The organism is Parasphingorhabdus cellanae (assembly GCF_017498565.1).
Classification (GTDB): domain Bacteria; phylum Pseudomonadota; class Alphaproteobacteria; order Sphingomonadales; family Sphingomonadaceae; genus Parasphingorhabdus; species Parasphingorhabdus cellanae.
Genome location: NZ_CP071794.1, coordinates 1350056 through 1374846, shown reverse-complemented (window position 1 = coordinate 1374846; position 24791 = coordinate 1350056). Strand labels below are relative to the sequence as shown.

General features: G+C 54.6%; 25 protein-coding genes. 14 read left to right on the top strand and 11 right to left on the bottom strand.

What is annotated here, in order from left to right:
* Nucleotides 1-5: 5 nt before the first annotated feature.
* The 3 genes from J4G78_RS06765 (at nucleotide 6) to J4G78_RS06755 (ending at nucleotide 3148) form a co-directional block, all read left to right on the top strand.
* Nucleotides 6-1253, top strand: a complete 1248-nt coding sequence (locus J4G78_RS06765; protein WP_243457257.1) for a DUF2891 domain-containing protein — start codon at nucleotides 6-8, stop codon at nucleotides 1251-1253.
* A 99-nt stretch (nucleotides 1254-1352) separates the two neighbouring features.
* On the top strand, nucleotides 1353-2420 hold the full coding sequence (locus J4G78_RS06760; RefSeq protein WP_207989548.1) for a sensor histidine kinase: 1068 nt from the start codon (nucleotides 1353-1355) through the stop codon (nucleotides 2418-2420).
* Nucleotides 2417-3148 carry a LytR/AlgR family response regulator transcription factor gene (locus J4G78_RS06755; RefSeq protein WP_207989546.1) on the top strand — a complete coding sequence of 244 codons (732 nt, stop codon included), beginning with the start codon at nucleotides 2417-2419 and terminating at the stop codon, nucleotides 3146-3148. The genes J4G78_RS06760 and J4G78_RS06755 overlap by 4 nt, the downstream gene beginning before the upstream one ends.
* Before the next feature lie 43 nt (nucleotides 3149-3191).
* Here the strand turns inward: J4G78_RS06755 and J4G78_RS06750 are convergent, their stop codons facing one another.
* From J4G78_RS06750 to J4G78_RS06735, 4 genes are all read right to left on the bottom strand, one after another.
* On the bottom strand, nucleotides 3192-4232 hold the full coding sequence (locus J4G78_RS06750; RefSeq protein ID WP_207989544.1) for a CaiB/BaiF CoA transferase family protein: 1041 nt from the start codon (nucleotides 4230-4232) through the stop codon (nucleotides 3192-3194).
* Between the two features lie 81 nt (nucleotides 4233-4313).
* Nucleotides 4314-4724, bottom strand: a complete 411-nt coding sequence (locus J4G78_RS06745) for a PilZ domain-containing protein (RefSeq protein WP_243457256.1) — start codon at nucleotides 4722-4724, stop codon at nucleotides 4314-4316.
* A gap of 228 nt (nucleotides 4725-4952) precedes the next feature.
* On the bottom strand, nucleotides 4953-5363 hold the full coding sequence (gene dksA / locus J4G78_RS06740; protein WP_375140362.1) for an RNA polymerase-binding protein DksA: 411 nt from the start codon (nucleotides 5361-5363) through the stop codon (nucleotides 4953-4955).
* Between the two features lie 878 nt (nucleotides 5364-6241).
* Nucleotides 6242-7252 (bottom strand): ribosomal eL19 family protein, encoded by a 1011-nt coding sequence (locus tag J4G78_RS06735; protein ID WP_207989542.1) that lies wholly within the window; start codon nucleotides 7250-7252, stop codon nucleotides 6242-6244.
* Between the two features lie 92 nt (nucleotides 7253-7344).
* Here J4G78_RS06735 and serS point away from each other — a divergent pair, with 92 nt between their 5' ends.
* Both serS and surE read left to right on the top strand, forming a co-directional pair.
* Nucleotides 7345-8631, top strand: a complete 1287-nt coding sequence (gene serS, locus J4G78_RS06730) for a serine--tRNA ligase (RefSeq protein ID WP_207989541.1) — start codon at nucleotides 7345-7347, stop codon at nucleotides 8629-8631.
* 101 nt (nucleotides 8632-8732) lie between these two features.
* Nucleotides 8733-9500 carry a 5'/3'-nucleotidase SurE gene (surE, locus tag J4G78_RS06725; RefSeq protein ID WP_207989539.1) on the top strand — a complete coding sequence of 256 codons (768 nt, stop codon included), beginning with the start codon at nucleotides 8733-8735 and terminating at the stop codon, nucleotides 9498-9500.
* Nucleotides 9501-9628: 128 nt separating this feature from the next.
* Here surE and J4G78_RS06720 read toward each other — a convergent pair whose 3' ends face one another.
* Nucleotides 9629-10075 carry a hypothetical protein gene (locus J4G78_RS06720; protein ID WP_207989537.1) on the bottom strand — a complete coding sequence of 149 codons (447 nt, stop codon included), beginning with the start codon at nucleotides 10073-10075 and terminating at the stop codon, nucleotides 9629-9631.
* 240 nt (nucleotides 10076-10315) lie between these two features.
* On the opposite strand from J4G78_RS06720, the gene J4G78_RS06715 reads away from it, so the two are divergent.
* From J4G78_RS06715 to J4G78_RS06695, 5 genes are all read left to right on the top strand, one after another.
* Nucleotides 10316-11389, top strand: a complete 1074-nt coding sequence (locus J4G78_RS06715) for a M23 family metallopeptidase (protein ID WP_207989535.1) — start codon at nucleotides 10316-10318, stop codon at nucleotides 11387-11389.
* Between the two features lie 7 nt (nucleotides 11390-11396).
* Complete coding sequence (locus J4G78_RS06710) at nucleotides 11397-12464, top strand: potassium channel family protein (RefSeq protein WP_207989533.1); 1068 nt, start codon at nucleotides 11397-11399, stop codon at nucleotides 12462-12464.
* Between the two features lie 75 nt (nucleotides 12465-12539).
* Nucleotides 12540-13268, top strand: coding sequence for an esterase/lipase family protein (locus tag J4G78_RS06705; protein ID WP_207989531.1), 729 nt, complete (start codon nucleotides 12540-12542; stop codon nucleotides 13266-13268).
* 65 nt (nucleotides 13269-13333) lie between these two features.
* Nucleotides 13334-13810, top strand: coding sequence for a hemerythrin domain-containing protein (locus J4G78_RS06700; protein WP_207989529.1), 477 nt, complete (start codon nucleotides 13334-13336; stop codon nucleotides 13808-13810).
* 97 nt (nucleotides 13811-13907) lie between these two features.
* Nucleotides 13908-14804, top strand: a complete 897-nt coding sequence (locus J4G78_RS06695) for a phytanoyl-CoA dioxygenase family protein (RefSeq protein WP_207989527.1) — start codon at nucleotides 13908-13910, stop codon at nucleotides 14802-14804.
* Between the two features lie 4 nt (nucleotides 14805-14808).
* On the opposite strand, the gene J4G78_RS06690 is transcribed toward J4G78_RS06695, so the two are convergent.
* Together J4G78_RS06690 and J4G78_RS06685 are read right to left on the bottom strand one after the other, a co-directional pair.
* Nucleotides 14809-15219 (bottom strand): DUF1761 domain-containing protein, encoded by a 411-nt coding sequence (locus tag J4G78_RS06690; RefSeq protein ID WP_243457254.1) that lies wholly within the window; start codon nucleotides 15217-15219, stop codon nucleotides 14809-14811.
* 37 nt (nucleotides 15220-15256) lie between these two features.
* On the bottom strand, nucleotides 15257-15862 hold the full coding sequence (locus tag J4G78_RS06685; protein WP_207989526.1) for a hypothetical protein: 606 nt from the start codon (nucleotides 15860-15862) through the stop codon (nucleotides 15257-15259).
* Here J4G78_RS06685 and rimO point away from each other — a divergent pair.
* Nucleotides 15825-17192 carry a 30S ribosomal protein S12 methylthiotransferase RimO gene (rimO, locus tag J4G78_RS06680; protein ID WP_207989524.1) on the top strand — a complete coding sequence of 456 codons (1368 nt, stop codon included), beginning with the start codon at nucleotides 15825-15827 and terminating at the stop codon, nucleotides 17190-17192. The two genes, J4G78_RS06685 and rimO, sit on opposite strands and share 38 nt — an antisense overlap.
* A gap of 2 nt (nucleotides 17193-17194) precedes the next feature.
* Here the strand turns inward: rimO and J4G78_RS06675 are convergent, their stop codons facing one another.
* The 4 genes from J4G78_RS06675 to J4G78_RS06660 all read right to left on the bottom strand — a co-directional run bounded on the left by J4G78_RS06675 (nucleotide 17195) and on the right by J4G78_RS06660 (nucleotide 19798).
* Nucleotides 17195-17845, bottom strand: a complete 651-nt coding sequence (locus J4G78_RS06675; protein WP_207989522.1) for a glutathione S-transferase family protein — start codon at nucleotides 17843-17845, stop codon at nucleotides 17195-17197.
* Between the two features lie 130 nt (nucleotides 17846-17975).
* Entirely contained in the window at nucleotides 17976-18626 is a 651-nt protein-coding gene (locus J4G78_RS18120) for a PEPxxWA-CTERM sorting domain-containing protein (protein ID WP_243457253.1), read from the bottom strand.
* A 194-nt stretch (nucleotides 18627-18820) separates the two neighbouring features.
* Complete coding sequence (locus J4G78_RS06665; protein WP_207989520.1) at nucleotides 18821-19336, bottom strand: DUF1993 domain-containing protein; 516 nt, start codon at nucleotides 19334-19336, stop codon at nucleotides 18821-18823.
* Between the two features lie 45 nt (nucleotides 19337-19381).
* Nucleotides 19382-19798 carry an MAPEG family protein gene (locus tag J4G78_RS06660; protein WP_207989519.1) on the bottom strand — a complete coding sequence of 139 codons (417 nt, stop codon included), beginning with the start codon at nucleotides 19796-19798 and terminating at the stop codon, nucleotides 19382-19384.
* A 212-nt stretch (nucleotides 19799-20010) separates the two neighbouring features.
* On the opposite strand from J4G78_RS06660, the gene J4G78_RS06655 reads away from it, so the two are divergent.
* The 3 genes from J4G78_RS06655 (at nucleotide 20011) to polA (ending at nucleotide 24768) form a co-directional block, all read left to right on the top strand.
* On the top strand, nucleotides 20011-20898 hold the full coding sequence (locus tag J4G78_RS06655) for a LysR family transcriptional regulator (RefSeq protein WP_207989517.1): 888 nt from the start codon (nucleotides 20011-20013) through the stop codon (nucleotides 20896-20898).
* A 124-nt stretch (nucleotides 20899-21022) separates the two neighbouring features.
* Nucleotides 21023-21862 (top strand): GGDEF domain-containing protein, encoded by an 840-nt coding sequence (locus J4G78_RS06650; protein WP_207989515.1) that lies wholly within the window; start codon nucleotides 21023-21025, stop codon nucleotides 21860-21862.
* An 80-nt stretch (nucleotides 21863-21942) separates the two neighbouring features.
* On the top strand, nucleotides 21943-24768 hold the full coding sequence (polA, locus tag J4G78_RS06645; protein WP_207989513.1) for a DNA polymerase I: 2826 nt from the start codon (nucleotides 21943-21945) through the stop codon (nucleotides 24766-24768).
* The last annotated feature ends 23 nt before the right edge of the window (nucleotides 24769-24791 follow it).

The following is a 24791-nucleotide window of genomic DNA, read 5'->3' as shown; positions in this document are numbered from 1 at the left end:
AATATATGTTAGTGCGCTTAACTATTCTTTCGGTAATGACGATGATGATATCATCCTGTTCGGTAAGCGATGATGAAGGACAGAGAAGTACGTCCGAGCAGAGCTATTTCGAACGTAAAAATATTGCGCCTGATCCCGCGGAAAACGCGCAATCACCGCGCAAGCCGGAACATGCCTATGCCCGGATCGCCCTGGATTGCGTGAACAAACAATATCCCAATAAAATCAGCCATGTGATGACCAGCGCCAGTGATGTGCAGGAACCGGTTCGGCTTACGCCTGTATTTTACGGATGTTTTGACTGGCACAGCGCAGTGCACGGTCACTGGTTACTGACCAGATTGTGGGGCAATGGTTCTGTGCCGGAAATGGAAAATGAGATTGCCGCAGCGCTGGCCAATAATTTCACATCCGACAAAATTGCCGGAGAGGTTGCTTATTTCAATGGCGAAGGCCGGGCTTCTTTTGAGCGGCCTTATGGACTTGCCTGGTTTTTGCAGTTGACCGCTGAACTGACCGAAATCGCGGCGGGTGACGGTGCGAAGGCGGAGCAGGCACAAACTTGGCTAAACGAACTAAAGCCTCTGGAATCGATCGTGAAAGACCGGATCAGCACATGGGTGCCCAAGCTTGCTTATCCGATCCGGCTCGGCACCCATAATCAGTCTGCTTTTGCTTTTGGTCTGTTTCTCGATTGGGCGCGGATTAGCGGCGATGACGAGATGACAAAATTGATTACGGATAAGAGCATGGGCTTCCATCGCGAGGATCGTGATTGTCCAATTGCCTACGAGCCGTCCGGCGAAGATTTTCTCTCTCCCTGTCTGATGGAAGCAGATTTGATGCGGCGGATTATGCCCGCGACAGAATTTGCCGATTGGCTGACCGCCTTTTTGCCGAACATACCGACAGACGGCAGCGCCGAATGGCTGGCGGTCGGTATTGTCAATGATCCCACTGATGGCAAACTTGTTCATCTGGATGGTGTGAACCTGTCGCGCGCATGGGCATTGGAAGGCATAGCGACGGCTCTGCCGGAAGGCGATGCGCGAAAAGCGGCGCTGCTGGCTTCAGCAAAATTGCACGGAGATGCCGGTGAGCAATCCGTTCGCACACCGCATTATGCCGGTAGCCATTGGTTGGCCAGCTTTGCAACTTACTGGCGAACCGAAAGGGGCTTGAACCGCACGCCGGCTTTAACAACCGAGGAAGACCAAAACGATCAGTCCGCATCAGAAGCAGTTTCGGAGTAAGCTATTGTGGCGACGAGATTGATCCCTGTCGTAGACAATCTATCGCCCAAAGTTTCGCCTTTTTGGCATCGGATATTCCCGATTAATATTGATCTCGCGATGAAAAGTATCTTTGGCATTTGGACAGCCTATTTCATGGTCAATGCGCTAAGAGCGATGCTTTGGGGAGCGCCACACCATAGCCATTCGCTTATAGCTTATCTGATAACTGCCGTGATTTCAGTGACCGTAACTTGGGCGCTATATCGATGCTTAATTCTAGTTGGCGATCGTACGGCCCGCGCCGTATTGATTTTGACGATACCGACCATATTTCTGGCGATCGCCATCGCCTATTTGACGGATTTGATATTGGCTTTTCCAACTCCGATACTGGCGCATATCAGCGCCAATCACGATCTTCCGTTGGATATGGCACTGTCTCATTTTTTTGACACAGCCTTTGTTGACTATCTGATATTGGTCGGCTGGGGCGGGCTTTATCTGGCGATGGCCAATAGCCGCAAGACACAGGCGGCTTTGATTCATAGCCGGAATCTGGAACGCGTGACGCGTGAGAGCGAAATGCGTGCGTTGCGTTATCAGTTAAACCCGCATTTTGTCTTTAACGCTTTAAACTCTGTCAGCAGTCTGATCATCGACAATAAAAACAGTCAGGCGGAACATCTTGTAGACGGCCTGGCGGACTATATGCGTTCTGTCCTCAATGATGAAGACGGCGATATGATTACGGTGGAACAGGAAATCGCCCAGCAAGTCCGCTATCTTGAGATTGAGCAGGTTCGTTTTCCCAAGCGCCTGTCTTTCAATGTGCATATCGATAATGATGTGCGCAGCTGGAAAATTCCGGCATTGATTATTCAACCGCTCGTTGAAAACGCGATCAAACATGGTGTTGCTCGCTCGTGCCAGCCGGTGTCTGTCACTATCTCGGCACGCAAGGACGCTGACCGCCTGAAACTTGTCGTCACCAACGATGGCGGAATTGAGATTGGCGACGCCAAAACCGATGGCACCGGAACGGGGCTCTCCAATATCAGGGAACGATTGGCCGCTCTATATGGACCTGCTGCTGCCTTGCTCACGCATAGTGAAAATGATGAGAAGATGGTGGCGACGATTATCATTCCCGATGAAGAACAGATTTTCCGAGATTATTGTCTATGACATCAGACCAAAAGCTCGACATATTGATTGTCGATGATGAACCCTTGGCACGCGGCCGCATAAAATCCCTGTGTAACAGGATGACCAACATCAATCGCATAGATATGGCGAGCGGCGGTCGCGAAGCGCTGGACATAATATCGGAAAACTGCCCCGCAATATTGCTGCTCGATATCGATATGCCAGATCTTTCCGGTATGGATGTTGCGAAACGATGTCAGCAACTGGCAACCGCACCAGAGATTATTTTCACCACCGCTCATGACCGCTATGCGGTTGAAGCGTTTCGCTATGACGCCGCAGATTATCTTCTGAAACCGGTCAAGGAAGAGTTGCTCAGAGAAGCTGTCAGCCGCGTGCAGCAAAGGCGACAAACCGATCAAACTGGCTTGCAACCGACCGGTGATCGGCGGCTTTGGGTTCAGGACGGCGATAGTGCCGTACAGATTAGCAGCGCTGATATCGGATGGATTGAGGCAGATCGCGATTATATGCGGCTATGTTTGCCAGATCGCAGCTATTTGGTGCACGAAGCAATGCAATCGCTATTGAAACGGCTACCTCCCGGTTTGTTTGTTCGGATTCATCGCTCGGCTGCGGTAAACCGGAATTATGTGCGCGATATTCGCCGCAAAGGGCGCCGCAAATATCTGGTAATGCAAAACGGAACAGAGCTCACGATCGGGCCAAGCTTTGTCAAAAGCGCAATGAGCGCGCTGGGCAATTAGCTTTGGCGGCTCTGATCCACTCTGCATAGCGCAAGGCAGTTGGTCAGCTTGGCGGTTTGGGCTTGTCTGATATCGTGACGGAATAGCGCGGCGCGGGCGCTGGTTGCAGATGTCCGCCAACATCAACAAACGTCTCCCGCTCAACATTATGTGGATGCTTTTTGGCTTCTGCCAGCGACAGAACCGGGGCAAAGCAGATATCCGTGCCCTCCATTAGCGCACACCATTCATCTCGGGATTTTGACAGGAACAAGGCGGTCAGTTTCTCCTTCAATGGGCCCCAGGATTTCGGGTTCATCTGAGGGTCAAAATCTGCATCCTCTTCCAATCCCGCGACCTTGCGTAACTGTGCATAGAATTGCGGTTCAATCGATCCGATGGAGATATATTTCCCATCGGCCGTTTCGTAACTGTCATAAAAATGTGCACCGGTATCAAGCAGATTGACGCCGCGTTCATCGCGCCATTGGCCGACGTTATGAAAGTCAAAAATCATCGCCATCAAAGCGGCTGAACCGTCTGTCATCGCGCAATCGACGACCTGTCCCTCGCCGCCGGTTTTGGCGTGCAGCAGGGCCGATACCATGCCCAGTGCCAGCATCATGCCACCACCGCCGAAGTCCCCGACCATATTGATCGGCGGGGTCGGCTTGTCTCCAGCGCGGCCAAAGGCATGCAATGCGCCGGAGATAGAGATATAATTTATATCATGTCCGGCCGCATGGGCGAGCGGCCCATATTGTCCCCATCCGGTCATCCGTCCGTAAACCAGCTTGGGATTATCCTGTAATAGGACATCCGGTCCAAGGCCGAGCCTTTCCATGACACCGGGACGAAAGCCCTCGATCAACCCATCAGCCTCTTTGACCAGGTCGCGCGCTTTTCGAATACCGGCGTCGGATTTGAGATCCACTTCGACAAGATTGCGCGAGCGGGATAGTGAGAGACGGCCATCAGGTGCACCGCCGGGCCGGTGCAGAACCGTAACCGTAGCCCCTTGGTCGGCAAGCATCATGCCGCAAAAAGGTCCGGGCCCAATGCCTGCAAATTCGATAATATTGATTCCAGCTAGTGGCCCAGCCATATCTTGCTCCCGTTTAATCAAATGATTAAACGGTCCTATGCAGCGGTTGGGTTCTAATCAAGCAGATTTGTGATTGCGCTTTTAGCGCGGACGCTGCCCATGGGCTAATGGCTGGCGTTTGGCGTTGTGCTGTTTCAAATAGCGGGGCAGTTCCACCTTGGATTGTCCGACGGGTTTCCGTGCCAGTTTTGGATCAATGGGGTGATCAAATGCAATACCCAGGCGGCCCTGCGCAACCCAAGCAATATACCCTGTAACGCGTCCGATATTGCGCAATTCCAGCTCGACTTTATCACCGCGCTTGGCAATGACCGGAGCTTCCGCCATCAAGCCGCCAGCGGAAAGATTGCGAATCCGTACTTCGCCGCAATCATCGCCATCGACAAAACGCAAAACAGCTTTGAGAAAGAGGCTATCACGATCAAGCTCGCGTTTCGGCAGGCCGCTCGTCTGGGCATTTTTTCCCAGATTATCGTCAAAAGGTTCTTTCATGTGCTTCCCGCAAATTGATGTAACATAACGTTTTCTAGCGCCAATTATTGCCCCAAAAAGATGGAAAATTGGTTAACGTTACAAGGCGATGGTTAGCGGGAAATCAGTGGAACGCTTTGATCGTTTCAAACGGGCCAGATGCTTTAAGCCCTTCGTGTTAAGGCTGAATCATCATTTTGGATGGTTGAGGTCGGCCCGGCAGGGGACCGATAATTCGATAACGGCAAGCTATTGATCGCGAGAGATTTTCTCGTTGCGTTCATGGGCTTCCTGCGCCTCCACGCTCATCGTTGCAATAGGCCTTGCTTCGAGCCGTTCGAGCGAAATTGGCTCGCCGGTAACCTGACAATAACCATATTCGCCTTCTTCGATCCGCCGCAGTGCAGAATCGATTTTCGATGTCAGTTTGCGTTGCCGGTCGCGGGTGCGCAGTTCGAGACCCCAATCGGTTTCGCTGGACGCACGATCATTCAGGTCGGCTTCTTGAATGGGTCCGTCCTGCAGATGAGCCAGGGTTTCCTTGGATTCCTCGATGATATCGAGCTTCCACTGTTCCAGAGCACGCTTGAAATAGGCCAGCTGCCGGTCATTCATAAATTCTTCGTCTGCACTGGGTTTATAACCGCTTTCGAGCACGATTTCATCTTTGGAACCGCTATCCGAACCGGATGTTTTTTTCGCTGAGGACGCCAAATATACTCTCCAACATCTGCCCCCAACCCGATATGGGTCGGCGAAGGAACGGCCGTGAATCGGGCCTATAAACTTGGCGTTCGTCTTAGACAAGATGCAATATGCCGCTATCGATCAAATAATGCTGCTGATGTCCTGATATGGCGCGGAAACGTCTGGATGACCGTGCGTCAGCCTAGATTCGGCGAATCAATGGTCGACCTAAACACCGGATTTATCGATAGTTTTAGACCATAAGGGCAAGATGTTGAAAGCAAACGGTATCAATTCGGGACATTAACTCTGCTTGGCGAGAAGTTGATAACGGTTTTTCGATTTTTCTTGCCGGAAACAAGGTTAACGGAATTGTGATGAACAGTTTCTTCTGCGCTTTTTATGGATGTCGGGAAACGAAATCGACGACGAGCATATTCTTGCTGTCCGATATATCGCGTTTCCAAGCGGAAGAGAGTGAATCTTATGTCGGTAAAAATGGCTTTAGCAAAATTATGCGCTTGCACGTGCGGCGGCGCGTTAATTGGTGGTGGTGCGGTGCATGTCACAGAAGCACCCGCTGCGCCCTACATCAAAAAGGTCGACAAAAAGAAACATGTGCGCGCACGGGTCCTGAAACGGGGCCAATCGGCGCGGAAAGTCAAACGCACCCGGCGCACGGTTACGAAAACCGTTACCGCCTGTGCGCCCAGCGTGGTGACGATCACGCAGGCACCAGCTCAACCTGTACCGCTTCCAGCGCCAGCTTATATTCCTGCTCCTTTGCCGGAAATACCTGTGCTGGAAAGCGGCGGCGGCTCCGTTCCGGTGGTGATTGGCGGTAGCGGCGGCTATGGCGGCGGTTTCGGCGGCGGCTTTTTTGGCGGCTTTTTCGGCGGCGGTGGATCGGGAGGCGGTTCTGTTGTTATCTCGTCAACCAGCAGCGGCGGCTCTACCAGCACGTCTTCCGGAGGCAGTTCAACAAGTGGTGGTTCGACCAGTACGTCCACCGGTGGTTTTTCCAGTACTTCAACCGGCGGTTCGACCAGTACATCCTCAGGCAGCATCAGCACATCCACTGGCGGCGTAAGCACGTCTACGGGCGGTGTGAGTACGTCAACCGGCGGCGTAAGCACATCTACAGGTGGCGTCAGTACCTCAACGGGCGGGGTTAGCACCTCTACCGGCGGTGTCAGCACCTCCACTGGTGGTAGTAGTTCATCCAGTTCGTCGAGCAGCTCCAGTTCTTCCTCGTCGAGTAGCTCTTCAAGCTCCTCCAGCTCCGGCGGCAACACGTCAAGCGGCATGACGTCGAGCGGTATGACCTCAAGCGGCAACACTTCCAGCGGCCATCCCGGTGCGTCCACCAGCAGTGGTATGACCAGCACAGGCAGCTCCGGCTCCTCGGGAAGCTCCGGCTCTTCAGGCAGTTCCGGTTCCTCCGGTTCTTCGGGGAGTAGCGGCTCATCCGGCAGCAGTTCGAGTAGTTCGAGTAGTTCCTCATCCAGCAGTTCCAGTTCATCCAGCAGCGGCGGTTCCGGTGGCAGTACAGGGTCTTCGGGCAGCAGCGGATCATCCGGTTCGTCAAGCTCAACCTCTTCAGGTGCGACGGGCGGATCATCGAGCTTTGGCAGCAGCGGTTCGTCCAGCAGCTCCAGTAGTTCGAGCAGCAGCTCAAGCTCCAGCACCTCATCCGGTGCCAGCAGCGGCGGATCAACCGGCGGCTCCACCGGCGGAACGCCCGTTCCTGCCCCGCCCGTTGTCTTGCTATTCGGCGCAGCGGCAGCCGCTTTGTTTGCCCGTAGCCGCAAAGCCAAGAAGGCGGTCGCCGCGTAAACGGCAACCCACGTAGAAGAAATCAAAAAGCGGCCTGTGCAATCTGGCCGCTTTTTTTGTTGGGAGGTTCGTGCTCTGCACTTGAACCAAAGCCCGTGTCTCGGCATAGGCTTGTCCCATGCATGATCTAAAATATATCAGAGAAAACGCGGCCGATTTTGATGCCGCATTGGCGCGGCGCGGTGTGGAACCAGTGGCGGCGACCATTTTGGCGCTCGACGAGGAAAACCGCAGTCTCGCGACCCGACTTCAGGAAGGCCAGGCGCGGCGCAACGAGGCATCCAAAGCGATTGGCAAGGCCAAGGGGCAGGGCGACGAGGAAACCGCGCAGGCGCTGATGGCCGAAGTGTCGGAATTGAAGGCGAGCCTGCCCGAGTTGGAAGACCAGGCGCGCGCAGCGGCGGAGAAGCTTCAAAATCTTGTCGCGGCCTTGCCCAATTTGCCGAGCGCGGAAGCGCCTGATGGTGCGGATGAAGAGGATAATGTCGAGATCAAGCGCTGGGGCACGCCGCGCGATTTTGATTTCACGCCGCGCGAGCACAGCGATATCGGTCCCGCGCTGGGGCTGGATTTTGAAACCGCAGCGCGCATGTCCGGCGCGCGCTTTGCCTTCCTGCGTGGTCAGATGGCGCGGCTGCAACGCGCGATCGGGCAATATATGCTCGACAAACAGACGACGGAAAATGGCTATACCGAATGTGCGCCGCCGCTGCTGGTGCGTGAAGAGGCGGTATTCGGCACCGGGCAGCTGCCCAAATTTGCCGAAGACCTGTTCCAGACGACCGATGGCCGCTGGCTGATCCCGACATCAGAAACCAGCCTGGCCAATAGTGTGCGGGAACAAATTCTTGATGGCGCCCATCTTCCGCAACGGATTACCGCGCTGACCCCCTGTTTCCGCAGTGAAGCAGGGTCGGCTGGTCGTGATACCAAAGGCTATATTCGCCAGCATCAGTTTGAAAAGGTTGAAATGGTCACGGTGGCCCAGCCGGATCAGGATGAGGCCGAGTTTCAGCATATGCTGGCCTCGGCAGAATCGATCCTCGAAGCGTTGGAACTGCCCTATCGTAACCTGATGCTCTGCGCCGGTGATCTGGGCGCGACGGTGCGCAAGACGATCGATCTGGAGGTCTGGTTGCCAGGCCAAGGCGCTTATCGCGAGATTTCCAGCGTCTCGACCTGCGGCGAATATCAGGCACGGCGGATGAATGCGCGCTACCGGCCCGAAGGCGAGACCAAGGGCACGCAATTTGTCCACACGCTCAACGGTTCGGGCCTTGCGGTCGGGCGCACGCTGGTGGCCGTATTAGAAAATTATCAGCAGGAAGACGGGAGTGTAACAATTCCGGAAGCATTGAAGCCTTATATGGGCGGGATGGAAAAACTGGAGGTTGCGACAATTTAAAGCCACCGTCATTCCAGCGAAAGCTGGAATCTCCTTAAGGCCAGCGCTGAACCTAACGAGATCCCAGCTTTCGCTGGGATGACGATATAAGGAGAAAAACGATGCGTATCTTGCTGACCAATGATGATGGATTTGATGCCCCGGGCATGAAGGTCCTGCTCGACATTGCGCAGCATTTTTCCAACGATATCTGGATTGTCGCGCCGTCAGATGAAAATTCGGGCGCTGGTCATTCGTTAACAATTACCCGCCCCTTGCGCGTCCGCAAGCGCGGCGATCAACAATATTCGGTCGATGGCACGCCGACCGACAGCGTGATGATGGCAGTCGCTAAAATCATGAAAGACGGCCTGCCCGACTTGATCCTTTCTGGCGTCAATCGCGGGGCGAACCTTGGTGAAGACGTGACCTATTCGGGGACAGCGTCGGCCGCGATGGAAGGCGCGCTGGCCGGTATTCCGTCCATTGCGATCAGCCAGGCCTATGCGCGCGGCGAAATGGGTGATGACGTGCCCTTTGAGGCGGCTTTGCAATGGGGGGAAAGGGTGCTGCGTCCGCTCATCAAGCAAAGCATGGATCACCGGACCTTGGTCAATATCAACTTTCCGGCCTTGCCCGCGAGTGAAGTCAAAGGCATCCGCGTGGTATCGCAGGGTATCCGCGACTATGGCCGCATGCAATTTATCAGCAATCGCGACCCGCGCGGCTTCGAATATCATTGGCTGAACCTTGGACCAATGGTCGAAACGCCTGCGCACAGCACCGACCTCGAAGCGATTGCCGACGGTTACGTGTCGATCACGCCGCTGCATCTGGATCTCACGCACTATGAATCGATGGATAGGTTGCACAAGCTTTACGAAACATAGGCGGGCGTATCTTCTGCGGTGAAAGAATGACCCAGACAGGGCTTCTTTCCTGCAGAAGGGTGGTCCTGCAAGCGGGCGTTTGTGACTATAATATCCCGCAAGCGGACATTAGGAGCTGATTATCCATATTATTTGAAGATTAATTCGTGCAATTGAGCTGGAGTGACATCAGTCAAATATGTTTTTAATCGGAACTCGGTCCCATCGTGACACACGATAACATCGTCATGAATGGGGAAATTCACATGTTTAATGGACTTTATGTTGGAGATTTGGATTTGATTGCGATCTGCCAGTTCCACGTATTCTTCCGATATTCGAAATACCCGTTCACTCTTAAAAAACTCTTTGCATTTCAATGCTAAATAGCTTGAACCCAATATTAAAAATATCGTGACAGCTATTAATTTTGCGCCTTCGAATTTATCCAAGTCGATATTCTCGTTATCCCAGAGCCCAAGAATAACTCCAACACAGTAAGCGCTGACTATCGCAGCCATCAAGGTGAAGGCACACACGAACATGCGCCGGTTCTTGTTCACATTAAAATCAATATTATCTGGTCCAGTTTTCATTCTAATTCAGTATGTGACCGCCTTAGTTCGAGCAATCTCTAATCTCCCTTTTTGCACCCAAAGCCAACGCTGCTACATAACCCGCTGACATCTCCTTCGCTGCTTAGCCTCTTCACTCAGGCACAAACCAAACACAACGCTTTCCATACCGGACCGCTAAGCGGGGGCTGGCAACGAACCGATTTGATGCTAGACAAGCGATGCTCTTATAGGGGTAAGGGTGAGTGAACGGGGCGTTCTATGCGTAACTTTATCATTTGTTGTCTGCTATTCACTGTATCGGCCTGCATTCCGGCCGGCCGTGATTATGGCTTGCCGCAAAATGCAGCGGCGGAGCCTCCGGCACCGATGCTGGAAACCGATGCTTCCATATTTGGAAAAAGCCCGGCGGACGCGCCGCCGCCAACCTGGACGGCCCAGCGGGTCACACCCAATGCCATGGTGATTGGTGACAGCATTTATACCGTGAAACCGGGCGACACGCTGCGCGCTATTGCCAATGAAACCGGGGCCAGCGCTCAAATCATTGCCACCACCAATGGCCTGATGGCACCCTATGTGATTCAGCCGGGGCAACAGCTGACCATCACCGGTGGCCGCTATCATTGGGTCAATGACGGAGAAACCGGCATCGCGATTGCGCGCGCTTATGGTGTGCCGTGGCGAGATGTGGTCGCGCTGAACGAGCTGGAAGAACCGTTTGTCTTGCGGGTCGGAGAGAAATTACTATTGCCATCGGCGACACCGGTAGATCCGCAGCAAATGAGCATCGAGCAGCGCGCGGCGGCTTTTGATCTGGATATCGACGACATTGTTACCGGCAGTCAGCCAGCGCTCGCAGAGGCTTCCGCCGCTGAAGAACCCTCTGATTGGCGCAAAGCCATTGCGCCGGTGAAAAAACCGGCCGCGATTGCCGCACCGACCGGATCGTCTAGCCGCTTTAATTGGCCGGTGGATGGCAAGCTGCTCTCTCGTTTTGGCAGCAAGGGTGGCGGTAAAGTCAACGACGGGCTGAATATCGCCGTCGCCAAGGGCACGCCCATTCGCGCCGCTGCCGATGGCGTGGTGGCCTATAGCGGCGATGAAATCGATGTTTTTGGCGGTTTGATCCTGCTCAATCACGGTGATGGCTGGGTCACCGCTTACGGTCATGCGGACAAACTCAATGTTACGCGTGGACAAAAGATCAAGGCTGGTGATATCATCGGCCTGGCTGGAGACAGCGGCTATGTACAGGAACCGCAATTGCATTTTGAAATTCGTAAAGATCGAAAACCGGTAAACCCCGTCTCCCATCTGCCGAAGCGGACCTGATTCTTTTATGTCCAGGCGCTATTCCCGCAATATTTCCGATTATCTGACGCTGCGGCGGCAATCGAGCATGCCCGTCTGGGTGGATATTGCATGGCGGGTGCTGTTTGTCTTTGGCCTGATCGCCGCGGCTGTTGCCGTGCACTGGTTCGATCGCAATGGTCTGCAGGACAGCTATGACGGGGATGTCAGCTTTCTGGATGTGATCTATTTCACGATGATTTCGATCACTACCACCGGATATGGCGACATCGCCCCGGTAACCGAACGTGCGCGGATGTTCGATGCTTTGCTCGTGACTCCCATTCGCATCTTCGTTGTGCTTATATTTCTTGGCACAGCCTATAATTTTGTATTCAAAAGAACCTGGGACAATTGGCGTATGAAAATCATCCAGAATAATCTGCACGACCATATTGTGATCGCCGGTTTCGGGACCAGCGGCAAGGAAGCGGTGCAGGAATTGATCGCACGGGGTACAAATCCCGAAGAAATCGTCGTTGTTGACCCGTTTGACGACGCACTGGCGCAGGCGGAAAAGCTGGGCTGTGCAGTCATTAATGGCGACGCGACACGTGATGTGACGTTAATGAACGTCAAGATTTCGCGGGCGCGATCAATGATCGTGTCGGCAGGCCGCGATGATACCAGCATCCTGATCGTGTTGACCGCCCGCCACCTTGCCTATCATCTGCCGATCAGCGTATCGGTGCGCGCGTCGGATAATGAAATGCTCGCACGGCAAGCGGGCGCGACGACCGTGATCAACCCGGTCAGTTTTGCAGGATTGCTGCTCGCGGGTAGCTGTGAGGGCGCCAAGATATCTGACTATCTCAGCGATTTGGCCTCTGCCACTGGCCGCGTGAAGCTGGTCCAACGCCCGGTCGAGGAAGACGAGGTTGGAATGGCGATGAAAGATATCGTCAAAGAAGGATTGGGCGTTCGTATCTATCGTGACAATAACATGTACGGCTTTTGGGAAGACGAGGCGTCAGAGCTGGAAGCGGGCGATATCATTGTTGAAATCATGCCCGGCAATGGCGCTGATAAAGAAGGCGCTGACGCTGACGCTGATTAGGCAGCAAATGTTGCACCTGCGAACAAAAAGTTTATAACGGCGTCTTGAAAGCAGTTTTTCTGCAGGAGAAGCCCGATGACCAATGCCAATGTGATACCGATGCCAAGCGGCCTGCGTCCACCGAACCGGTTGGCCCAATTTAGCGAGCTGGCCCTGCCGCTGGACTTTATCGGTTTTGGTCTGCAATGGCCGCGCCTTGTCACGGCCCCCAAAGGAGACGGCCGGCCGATTTTCCTGATTCCCGGCTATGGCGGCAGCGAATTGTCGATGAACCCGCTAAAAGGCTTTCTGAGCCGCCTCAACTACGATGTTTTTGATTGGGGCCTGGGCCGGAATCAAGGCTCTGTAGATCGCGATATCGAACGGTTTACTGCCGTTGCAAAAGATCAATATGATGCCAATGATCGGCAACCGCTGACCTTGATCGGATGGTCACTGGGCGGCATTATCGCCCGCGAAGTCGCGCGGCTGTCACCCGATATGGTCCGTGAGGTGATTACCATGGGCACGCCGATTATTGGTGGTCCGAAATATACGACGCCCGGCCAACGCTATGCCAAATCGGCGCAGATCAATCTCGACCGGTTTGAAGAAGAGGTTCACGCGCGCAACAGCCTTGGTTTCAGCCAGCCGCTCACGGTGCTCTATTCCAACCGCGACGGGATTGTCGGACCAGATATCGCCAAGGATATCTATAACCCACAGGCGCGCAATATTCGCGTGGACGGCGGGCATCTCGGCCTTGGCTTCAACCCCAAGGTCTGGCGGATCATTGCCGATACATTGGCGGGAAACATGAAATAGACTGGATGTTGGTGGAACCTTTCGATTGCGCGCGGGTTGTGTGAAGCAAAAGGAGACCAAACATCATGGCGAAGATATTCAAACTGCTCAAAGACGATCACGACAAGCATCGCGAACTGCTGGAACAGATTTCCCAGACAGAGGGTGACAGTCCCGACCGGCGATCACTTTATACCCAATTCAAAGAAGAGGTAACAGCGCACGCCAATGCCGAGGAACAGTCGCTCTATGCTGAAATGCTGGCGCGTCCCGAGTTGCAGGAAGACGGCCGGCATTCGGTCGCCGAGCATAAGGAACTGGACGACCTGATGGCGGAGCTGGACGATATCGAAATGTCGTCCCCAGGCTGGCTACAGAAATTCAAGGTTCTTCGCCACGAATATGAACATCATATCGAGGAAGAAGAGGAAGATATGTTCCCGGTCGCCGAGGACGAATTTGTGACCAAATGCGAAGAGCGTCTGGGCGATATTTATGCTGACCGCCTGGAAGCCGAATTGGAAAGCGCGCAAGAGGGAATTTCTCACGACACGCGTGACTGATTTTCCCTGCGTTTTAGACTGCTAGCGGCGGGCATGCTCGCCGGGTTGCACCGAACCGGTGAGCTGTATATTCTTTTCCAAAAAAAGGAGAAGGATTATGGCACAGTTGCAACGTCTGTCGGCGAGCAGCAGCCCCGATCAGCTGGCCGAAGTCCTGAAAACCGACGGGGCCGCGATCGTCGAAAATGTGCTTGACGCTGCGGCGCTGGATCGGCTGCGCGCGGAAATCATGCCCTATGTCGAGGCGACCGAGCCCGGCCGGGATGATTTCACCGGACGCAAGACGACGCGTACTGGCGCGCTGGTCGCGCGGTCCGCGGCGTGCCGCGCTCTGGTCATGGATGACCTGATTTTGGGTGGTGCCAACGCCTTTCTGAAACCTTTTTGCGAGCGGGTGCAACTGCACCTGACGCAGTTGATCCGTATCCAGCCGGGACAGGTCAAGCAACCGCTTCACCGCGACCGGCTGGCCTGGGGCGGCTTTCTGCAGGACAGTATTGAGCCGCAATTTAACACGATCTGGGCAGTGACCGATTTCACGCAGGAAAATGGCGCGACGCAGGTCGTGCCCGATTCGAACAACTGGGAAGCAGGGCGCGAAGCCAAGCCAGATGAAATCCAATATGCCGAAATGAAAGCGGGGTCCGTCCTCGTCTATTCTGGGTCGGTCATTCACAGCGGCGGGGCCAATCAGGCCGATCATGACCGGATGGGATTGAACATTACCTATGCGCTGGGCTGGTTGCGGCAAGAGGAGAACCAGTATCTGTCCTGCCCGCCGCATATTGCCAAGGATTTCGATCCGGCGCTGCGCGATTTGCTCGGCTATTGCATGGGCAGCTATGCGCTCGGTTACTATACACCACCGACAGGGCCGGGCGACGGACCTGAAGTCGTCCCGCCGCAGCATCTCTTCTCCGGCAAAGTAACCGACTGGAGCGACGGTGACGATCTTTACAAAAGCGTCAGTCGCCGCTCCAGTGAAAAGGTTTGAGAACCTAGCTCAGCAAGGCATGCACAGCGCCCATCGCAGCATAGAATAGCAGCCAATATCCCGCATCAATGAAAAACAGCGCTTTGCCTTTTTGCGAGAAGAGATAATTGGTCCCGATAGCGGGAATGATGAAGCCCAGCGCAATGCCCGTGGACATCATCATCTTGACATGAAACGGCGGCTGGCCCAGCCGGAAAAACATATGCGCGAGCATGGCGGAGGCGACAAGGCTGAACGCAAAGGCCCCACCATAGATCAGGCCCATATTGCCGCCCTGTATCTCTTCTTCCGTCAGGCCGACAGCGCCCATCCATTTCTTGCCCATGATCGGGCCGTACCAGATACCGCCGACCAGAAATCCGCAGGCCGCCGCCAAAATGATGGCGAGCCAGTTTACCTCCAATAAATTCATCATTTCCCTCCCAGAAAATTGCTAGTTACATCGACATACATCATTTCCAGTGGAGTTGGAAAGTTTCCCCGATTTCGGCGGCCATCCACTGCTTTGCAAAAGCGCTGATCGAAGAGCGGATGGTGTTTATTTGGTCATCGGACAGCGCTGGCGGGTCGATATAAGATGACTGGCAGGCCGCGTTAAAGACGTCTCGCAACGTCTGATTATCACTGGACTCGCTCCACATATCGGCTTCAAAACATTCGACCAGCCGTTCTGCCTGCAACAGCTCTATGATCTGCGCCTTGGGCGTTGCGGCGCGAGTGGAACTGGCATGGCCGGCCTCTTTGGCGATATGCTGGATGTCTTCAGGACGGGTGCCATCAGCCACCATTCCCCAGAAACCCTGACGCATCGCCAAGACCTGCTCGACATGGTAATGGACGGCATCATGCGGAATAGTTCCCTTTTTGGGAAAAGTGGTTTGCTCTACCGAACCATCCTGCCGCTTAATCTTTATCCAGTCCTGGTCCGAACCTTTGGTGATGTTGATGATCATAAGGCTGAAATAGAAGCAGACATTATCGATGACAAGCGGGCACAATGCGACTATGCGGCGAGGGAATATGGCTACCGCAATCCCTTCTCCGCCCAAAGTCGGCATGGTGTCCCTTGGCTGTCCCAAGGCGCTGGTCGACAGTGAACGCATTTTGACGCAGCTTCGCTCTGACGGTTATCAGATGTCGCCAGACTATTCCGGCGCGGATGTCGTGCTGGTCAATACCTGCGGGTTTCTCGACAGTGCGAAGGAAGAGTCGCTCGAAGCTATTGGCGAGGCAATGGCGGAAAATGGCCGCGTGATCGTCACCGGCTGCATGGGCAATGAAGCCGACACGATCATGGAACGTTTCCCCGAAGTCTTGGCCGTCACCGGCGCGCATCAATATGAAGATGTCGTCACGGCGGTCCATGCGGCGGCCCCGGCGGCGCGCGGGGCTTTTGTGGACCTGGTCCCCGATGCCGGCCTGAAACTGACACCGCGCCATTATAGCTATTTGAAGATTTCCGAAGGCTGCAACCATCGCTGTTCCTTCTGTATCATCCCGTCCTTGCGCGGCGATCTTGTGTCACGGCGACCCGATGCGATCCTGCGTGAAGCGGAAAAGCTCGTCGCCAATGGCACCAAGGAATTGCTGGTCATCAGCCAGGACACCTCGGCCTACGGCGTCGATATCCGCCATCAGCCGCAGATCTGGAATGGTCCGATCGGGCAGGGCCGTGAAGTGCGGGCGCATATGACCGATCTGGCGGTGGCGCTCGGCGAACTCGGCGTGTGGACGCGGCTGCACTATGTCTATCCCTATCCGCATGTCGACAAGGTCATCCCGCTGATGGCCGAGGGCAAGATCACGCCCTATCTCGACATCCCGTTCCAGCATGCCGCGCCCAATGTGCTGAAACGCATGAAGCGGCCAGCCAATGAAGCGAAAGTGCTGCAACGGGTGAAGAACTGGCGCGATATCTGCCCCGATCTCACCATCCGCTCCACCTTTGTCGTAGGCTTCCCGGGAGAGACGGAAGAGGATTTCCAATATCTGCTCGACTGGCTGGAAGAAGCGCAGCTCGACCGGGTTGGCGGCTTCCGCTTTGAACCCGTGGAAGGCGCAGCGGCCAATGCGCTAGACGGCGCGGTGCCGGAAGAGGTTAAGGAAGAGCGCTATCAGCGCCTGATGGAAAAAACCGCCGCGATCAGCGCCGCGAGACTGCAAGCCAAGGTCGGCCGCACGCTACCCGTCATCATCGATGAAATTGGCGCACCGGACGAAGATGGCGACATCGGCGCAACCGCGCGGTCACAAGCCGATGCGCCAGAGATCGACGGCAATGTGTTCCTGCGCAATATCAGCGCGGACGTCGCGGTTGGCGATATTATTGATGCCGAGATCGAAGATGCCGACGCCCACGATCTGTTCGGAGCGCCGGTCACCGTTTGAGTTTAATGCTGGCTTGGCAGGGGCGGCCTGGTGGTCTGAAAACTCTGCTGGCATGATATCCAACTCCACCAGCGATTGAGCGCTTGATGTTCTTCGAACTCTTTCTCCCCCTCGCTCACTTGCACAAAATAGCCGACCATTGGCGCGAGATGGCAATCCGCCAATGTGACCTGTTGGCAATTAAGGACAAGCCCCTCGCGGGCAATTTTGTTCAAAGTGGTCAATACAACTCGAGATTCTTGCAAGCCTTTCGCAACCTCGGCTTCGTCGGACGCTTGACCGTATAAAGGCGCAAAAACCCGCTGCGATGCAACTTGGCGAACCATTGGCCAATAGCCATAATTATCGATGATCGAGATGACCTGCATCATCCGCGCTGCCTGTTTGGCGCCCGCCGGAACCAGAGACATTCCGTCAAAGGCCTGGTCAATATAGCGGGTTATCGCTGCCGTTTCATAGATTTGAAAATCTCCATGTACCAATGATGGCACACGTCCAAAGGGGTGCATTTCAAGATAGCTTTCCGGCACCGTGTCCGCGAAGGGGTCAATCTCAACAGACGAATAAGTCACATTTTTTTGCTGAAGCGCCATTCGCACGATCTGGTTATAAACACTGAACCGATAGCCATGAACGATAACCGGGTCTGTCATATATTGCCCTCATCTACTGATGCGTTCGAACATAGAAGGATGTTCCTGGCTAGCCAATATGGCACCCAACAAAAAACCCCGCTGGATCGGCACCAACGGGGTTTTTTAAATTTTTGCTGTGGAAAGTCGCTTAAGCGTAGCTGACTTTCACATTGGTTTTGCGCCCCATATCTTTCTTACGGCGTAGCGCTCCGCCGATGGCGCCAAAGCCAAAGATCATGAAGGCCCATGTGGCGGGTTCTGGAACAGCAGCCATATTGGCGACGCCGAACGAGAGCGCATCAAAGCCGACCTCAGGTCCGCCAGACATATCGAACTGCAACGTCGTAAATGCGGTATCTGAAATTACACCAAAGAATGTTGGAGTATCTGCGCCAAGAGCAAAAGATCCGGCAGCACCGCCTGAAAAGGTCATGGTGCCAGCCGCAGCTGCCGCAACGTCAAATCCGAACGCGGTTATCGGTGCGTCGAAAACGAAGGTTGCCAAACTGCTGCCATTGTCATCAAACCAAATGGAATTTGCTCCATCAGATGTCGCAGAAGTGAAGAAGCTGTTGATTGCGGTATGGGTAATAAAATTGGAACCGTCCGATTCCGTAACGGAAAAGCCGGGATAATTTACCGTTGCGCCGGACTGTGCCGTTTCAAAACTTTCGAAAGTCAGGCCTGCTCCGGCAGCCGCGTCAAATGCCGTCCGGTCGGTGAAAATGACCTCCGCGGCTTGCGCCGGAACGGCTGATAATAGCGCAAAAGCGCTACCAGCTAGTAGATATCTTTTCATGAAGACTACCCTATTCAAGACACTGGATATTAAACCAGTGGGGACAAAGAAATTCCCGAGTTATGCGACCCTAATTTTTCGTTAACATAATTCACAGGTACGTGCAAATTTTTGGTCTTGGGTTTGGCGTACCTCGCTGATGAAGGAAACGTCATGTAAGCCTTTTTTAAATCAGGATAAAAGCTTCTATGGTTTCATATCCCCATATAGTCTTTCTTACCCACGGCCACGCCCTGCATCCGCAGCAGATTATAAGCGGTGGTGACATGGAAAAACAGGTTGGGGAGGTAAAAGCTCAGCACATAGGTTTTTCCGTCCAGATCCATCGTCTGATCGGGCCCGATGGGCATCGAAATCATCATGGTTTCATTGCCGTCGATTGTCGCGTCATCGGCTTTGGCAACCGTGTCCCCGCAATCGGCAATCCGCGCGATCAGAGCGTCAAATGTGTCGCCTTCCATCGGCAGATCAGGCAGCGCGTCACCGGCTATGCCTGTCATCCGCGCGGCCCCGCGCACCGCAAATTCGGTGATCATCTGCACCTGCCATTTCATCTCGTGCATGTCGGGGAACAGCCGGTTTTCCATAAAGGCATTTTCTGGGGCGTCTGTCGCCTCGGCATGGGCCTTGGCTTTTTCCAATATATTGGTCAGGCCGCGAAAAGCCTGGGCAGTGGAGGATTTGAAAATATGGGAAAGCGCTACGGTCATAATTGTTCCTTGATGATATTCTGTAATGATATGGGTGTGGGCGTATCACATTAGATTTAAAAGAAGAAACGCGCCCAGTGCGAGAAAACTCAGCAAGGTTCCGAAGGCGCCGATTATCCGGGCAAGCACGAAAATCTTGCCCGTTTCAGCGCCATGCGATCCCGCTTCGGTGGATAAGGCAATGGCATGGAAAAGACGCACGACGACGAAGACGATGGCGATAGTCATGATAACCTGTGTGGTCACACCGGTCATTTCCGCCAGCGCCAAAACGGCCACGAACAAACCCGCATTCTCGGCCAGATTGCCATGGCGCCGGATTTTTCGTTCCATGACAGGATCATCGCCAACACCCAGATTGATACCAGACTTGGCGCGATGGAGCCCGGTCAGCACCATTAATATCGCCTGCATTATAATCAGAAAGCCGCCAGCATAAGCGGAAATAATTGGCACAGTCATACAGGATCTCCTCATTGGATTATTTTTATAGCGTTCGCTTTATGGGCCGTGATGTCGCGGCAGCTTCCAATTGCTATCGGCTCAAAAACCCAATGTCCAAAAGAGTATATGCACCCTGATGGTGCATAAATGAGCCATGGATTTGTCTCGCTATCGCGTTAGAATTGGCTTGTCAGACGCGATCGGTTGATGACAGAAAGAGGGGAAGCCAAATGGATTGGGAAGATATCAAGACATTCCGGGAGGTCATGACCGGCGGCACCGTCCGCGCGGCGGCGAAAAATCTGAATGTTCATCACAGCACAGTCAGCCGGCGGATCGAACATCTTGAAAAGTCTCTCGGGGTTACGCTGTTCGAACGCAGGCCGGAAGGATATTTTCCGACGTCCGCTGGCGAAGATCTCGCGCGTGCGGCCGGAACATTTGCGGATGATCTTGTTACTGTGGAACGCCATATCGCTGGCCGTGATAATGAACTGACCGGTACCATTCGCGTGACCATGGCGGAACCTTTTGCAACATCGATGTTTGCCTCTCGATTGCCCGAATTTTGCGAGGCATATCCCGGCTTGGAGCTGGAAATATTGACAAGCTATGACCTGCTTGATGTCGCTCGAAGGGAGGCCGATGTGGCGATCCGCATGGATAATAATCCGCCGGATATGTTGGTTGGTAAAAGGCTATTTGCTTATACGACATCGATCTATGCCCATCCCGATTATCTCGCCCGCCACGATTTTGTTAACCAGCCTGAGCAAGCACGTTGGCTCGGCTGGACCGATCGGGACAGCCGGTTTCCCGACTGGACTCAGAGCACTGAATTTGCGGGTGTTCCGGTCTGGGGAAATTTCGGCAGCATAGCTTTGCAGATCGAAATGGCGCGGGCGCAAATGGGGCTGGTTATGATTCCCTGTATTGCGGGCGATAGCACGCCTGATTTGGTGCGGGCGACAAGACGAGAACCAACACCGTCGCGCGACATCTGGATATTGACCCATGATGATCTGCGGCGCACCGCCCGCGTGAAAGCCTTTATGGATTTTGCGGAATTGGTCCTGCGCGACAATAAAGCCGCGCTGGTGGGACAATTAACGGAATAGAGAAACCGCTGTTCAATATTAACCAAATAAGGTCAAATGCGACTGAAAATCAGGGGTTTTTATCATTGGCTCTTAACCATGAAATTGCATCTCCTATCAACTGACTTTGTTTAACATCATTGTTATGATCAAATCATTTCCCGAGATGCCAGCAATCCGCCAAACAGCGATCATCACCGCGATTGCGACTATATCGTCGTCCATATTGGCGGCGATATTGCATTATATCGTGGTGGGGTTTGGCCGGGAATTCTGGAACGGCGTCACTTTTGCATTTCTAATTCCCTGGGCGATCAGCATACCGCTGGGCTGGTATCTGGCGCGGCAGAATGAGAAACTGGTAAAGCTGGCCAATCGCCTGCGTGACACACGTCAACATTTGCAGGAGGTAAACAAAGCTCTCAAGCATAAAGCCAGTTTCGACGGTTTAACCGGCTTGGCCAATCGCGAACATTTTATGGAAATTTTTGATGAGCGTCGCAAATTGTCGCAGGACAATGTGTTGATGATTATCGATGCGGATCATTTTAAAATTATCAACGACAGCTATGGGCATCCGGTGGGCGACAAAGCTTTGATCCTCTTCTCTTCTGTTTTTAGACGTATATTGCGCAAGAACGATATAGTCGGGCGGATTGGCGGCGAGGAATTTGGCGTGTTGCTGCCAGACACCAGCAGGGCCGAAGGCGAGATGATTGGCGAGATGATCCGTTACGAGATCGAAAATACATTGTTCGAACCCCAAGAAGGCGTGTCCCATCGTATTACCATCAGCATCGGATTAACCGGCGTATTGCCGCACGAAGAGCGCGCCTTGCCGATGCGCAATGCAGACAGCGCCTTGTTCGAGGCGAAGCGGCGCGGTCGCAATCAATGCGTGCTTTATACGCCCGGCATGCGCGAAAAACCGCGACCCTTTTTTGAGGCGGAGAGCTTACAAGATGCGATCGCGATGCCTGCCTGATTACGGCATAAAACCATTCCACAATCTGCCCGGTAAATTAGCGATGACGGATACTGTTACCACTGCTACTGATTGTCGCCATGACAGATGCAGATTCTTCCAGCACGGATTCGACGAAACAAAAACATCTCTATCTGGTTGATGGTTCGGCCTATATTTTCCGGGCCTATCACCGGCTGCCGCCGCTCACCAATATTCATGGCGAACCGGTCGGAGCGGTTTACGGATATACCACCATGTTGTGGAAGCTGGCGGATGAGCTGCACAAATCGGATGGCCCGACCCATATGGCGGTGGTGCTCGACAAGTCATCGCAAAGCTTCCGCAACGAACTTTATAGCGAATATAAGGCCCATCGCCCCGAGCCTCCGGAGGACCTGCGCCCGCAATTCCCGATGATCCGCGATGCGACCCGCGCTTTTTCGCTGCCGCTGATCGAGGAAGAAAATGTCGAGGCCGACGACATGATCGCCAGCTATACCAAGGCAGCGGTCGCCGAAGGCTGGAAGGTCACGATTGTCTCGTCCGACAAGGATCTGATGCAGCTGATCGAGCCATCGGACGACAGCCGCGTCGATATGCTCGACACGATGAAAAATGTCCGCATGGGCAAAGCGACGGTGGAGGAAAAATTCGGCGTTGGTCCGGAAAAGCTGGGCGATGTGCTCGGCCTGATGGGCGACAGCGCGGATAATATTCCCGGCGTCCCCGGCATTGGTCCGAAAACCGCGTCCAAATTGATCAACGAATATGGCGATATCGAAGCGGTGCTCGCCGCCGCGCCGGACATGAAAAAGTCCAAGATGAAGGAAAATATTCTCGAGAATATCGAACAGGCCCGCCTTTCTCGCGTGCTGGTGACGCTGAAAGAGGACTGTCCCTTGCCCGATACGCTCGACAGTTTCCTGATCAAGGATATTCCAGATGCCCCGCTGCGGGAATTTCTGACCCATCACGGGTTTAACTCGCTGCTGAAGAAGCTCGGCGGTGGTCAAGCCGAGCCGCAAAATCCCGATGTCGATGGCAGCATCGGCGATAGCGCGCCGCCCGCCGCGGCCAAGCCGGTGGAAGCGCCAGCGATTGATCGCAGCACCTATGAATGTGTGCAGGATCTGGAGACGCTCGACATATGGATTGATCGCGCGCGCACCAGGGGCGTGATGGCGGTCGATGTTGAAACGGACAGTCTGGAAAGCGTCACCGCGCGGGTTGTCGGTGTCTGCATGGCGACCGGGCCAAACGAGGCCTGCTACATCCCGCTGGGCCATGGCAGCGGCGACATGTTTGCAGAATCGCCCAAGCAGATTGCGACCGACGAGGCGCTGGCGCGGCTGAAACCGCTGCTGGAAGACGACGCGGTGCTGAAGGTCGGGCAGAACCTGAAATATGACATGACCGTGCTGGCCCAGCATGACATTCAGATCACCCCGTTTGACGACACGTTGGTGATGAGCTTCAACCTCGACGCGGGTCTGCATGGCCACGGGATGGATGAACTCAGCAAGCTGCATTTGGGCCACGAGTGTATCAGCTTCAAATCGCTGACCGGCACGGGCAAGAAAGCGATCACCTTCGCCGAAGTCCCGCTCGATAAAGCGACCGAATATGCCGCCGAGGATGCCGATGTCACCCTGCGCCTGTGGGAGATTTTGCGCCTGCGTATGGCCCCGGAACAGGCGACGCGCGTCTATCAGATGGTCGACCGGCCGCTGGTCCCGGTGATCGCGAAAATGGAAGAAACCGGCGTGCTGGTCGACCGCGAAGAACTGGCGCGGCTGTCGCGAAGCTTTGCCGAGAATATGGAAAGCCTTGAGAAGGAAATTCACGCGCTGGCGGGCGAGACTTTTTCCATTGGCAGCCCCAAGCAACTGGGCGAAATCCTGTTCGGCAAGCTGGGCCTGAAAGGCGGCAAAAAGGGCAAGAGCGGGCAATATTCCACCGATGTCACAGTGCTCGAACGGCTGGCCGGCGATGGCGAGCCGATTGCGCAAAAGGTTGTCGACTGGCGGCAATTGTCGAAGCTCAAATCCACCTATACCGATGCGCTGCAGGAACAGATTAACGCCAAGACCGGCCGCGTGCATACGTCCTATAGCCTTAGCGGCGCGCAGACCGGGCGACTGTCATCGACCGAGCCGAACCTTCAGAATATCCCGATCCGCACCGAAATCGGCCGGCAAATCCGGCAAGCCTTTGTCGCCGCGCCCGGCAATGTTATTCTCGCGGCCGACTATAGCCAGATTGAACTGCGCCTCGCCGCGCATATTGCGGACGTTAAAACCCTGAAAGAGGCGTTCGCGGCGGGTGAGGATATTCATAACCGCACGGCACAGGAACTCTTCGCCACGGTTGATCGCGATACGCGCGGGCGGGCCAAGACGATCAACTTCGCGATCCTCTATGGCATCTCGCGCTGGGGCCTCGCCAAGCGGCTGGAGGTCGACGCGGATGAAGCGCAGGCGATGATCGACACTTATTTCGAACGCTTCCCCGGCATCAACCGCTATATTTCCGAAACCCTGCAAGCGGCGCGGGAAAGCGGTTATACGGAGACTTTATTCGGCCGCAAAACGTGGTTCGAGCGCCTGAAATCCGCCAACCAGACCGAGCGCCAGGGCAGCGAACGCGCCGCGATCAACGCCCCGATACAGGGCACCAGCGCCGACATCATCAAACGCGCCATGGCCCGCATGCTCCCCGCGCTGGCCGAGGCCAAGCTACCAGCGGTCAAGATGCTGATGCAGGTCCACGACGAACTGGTCTTCGAACTGCCCGAAAGCGACGTCGCGGCGGCGTCCGATGTGATCCGCACGGTCATGTCCGGTGCGGCAGAGCCAGCGGTGAAACTATCGGTGCCGCTGGATGTCGATATCGGGACCGGCAAGAGTTGGGACGAGGCGCATTAGGGGTTTGGGTATCGGTTTGGAAG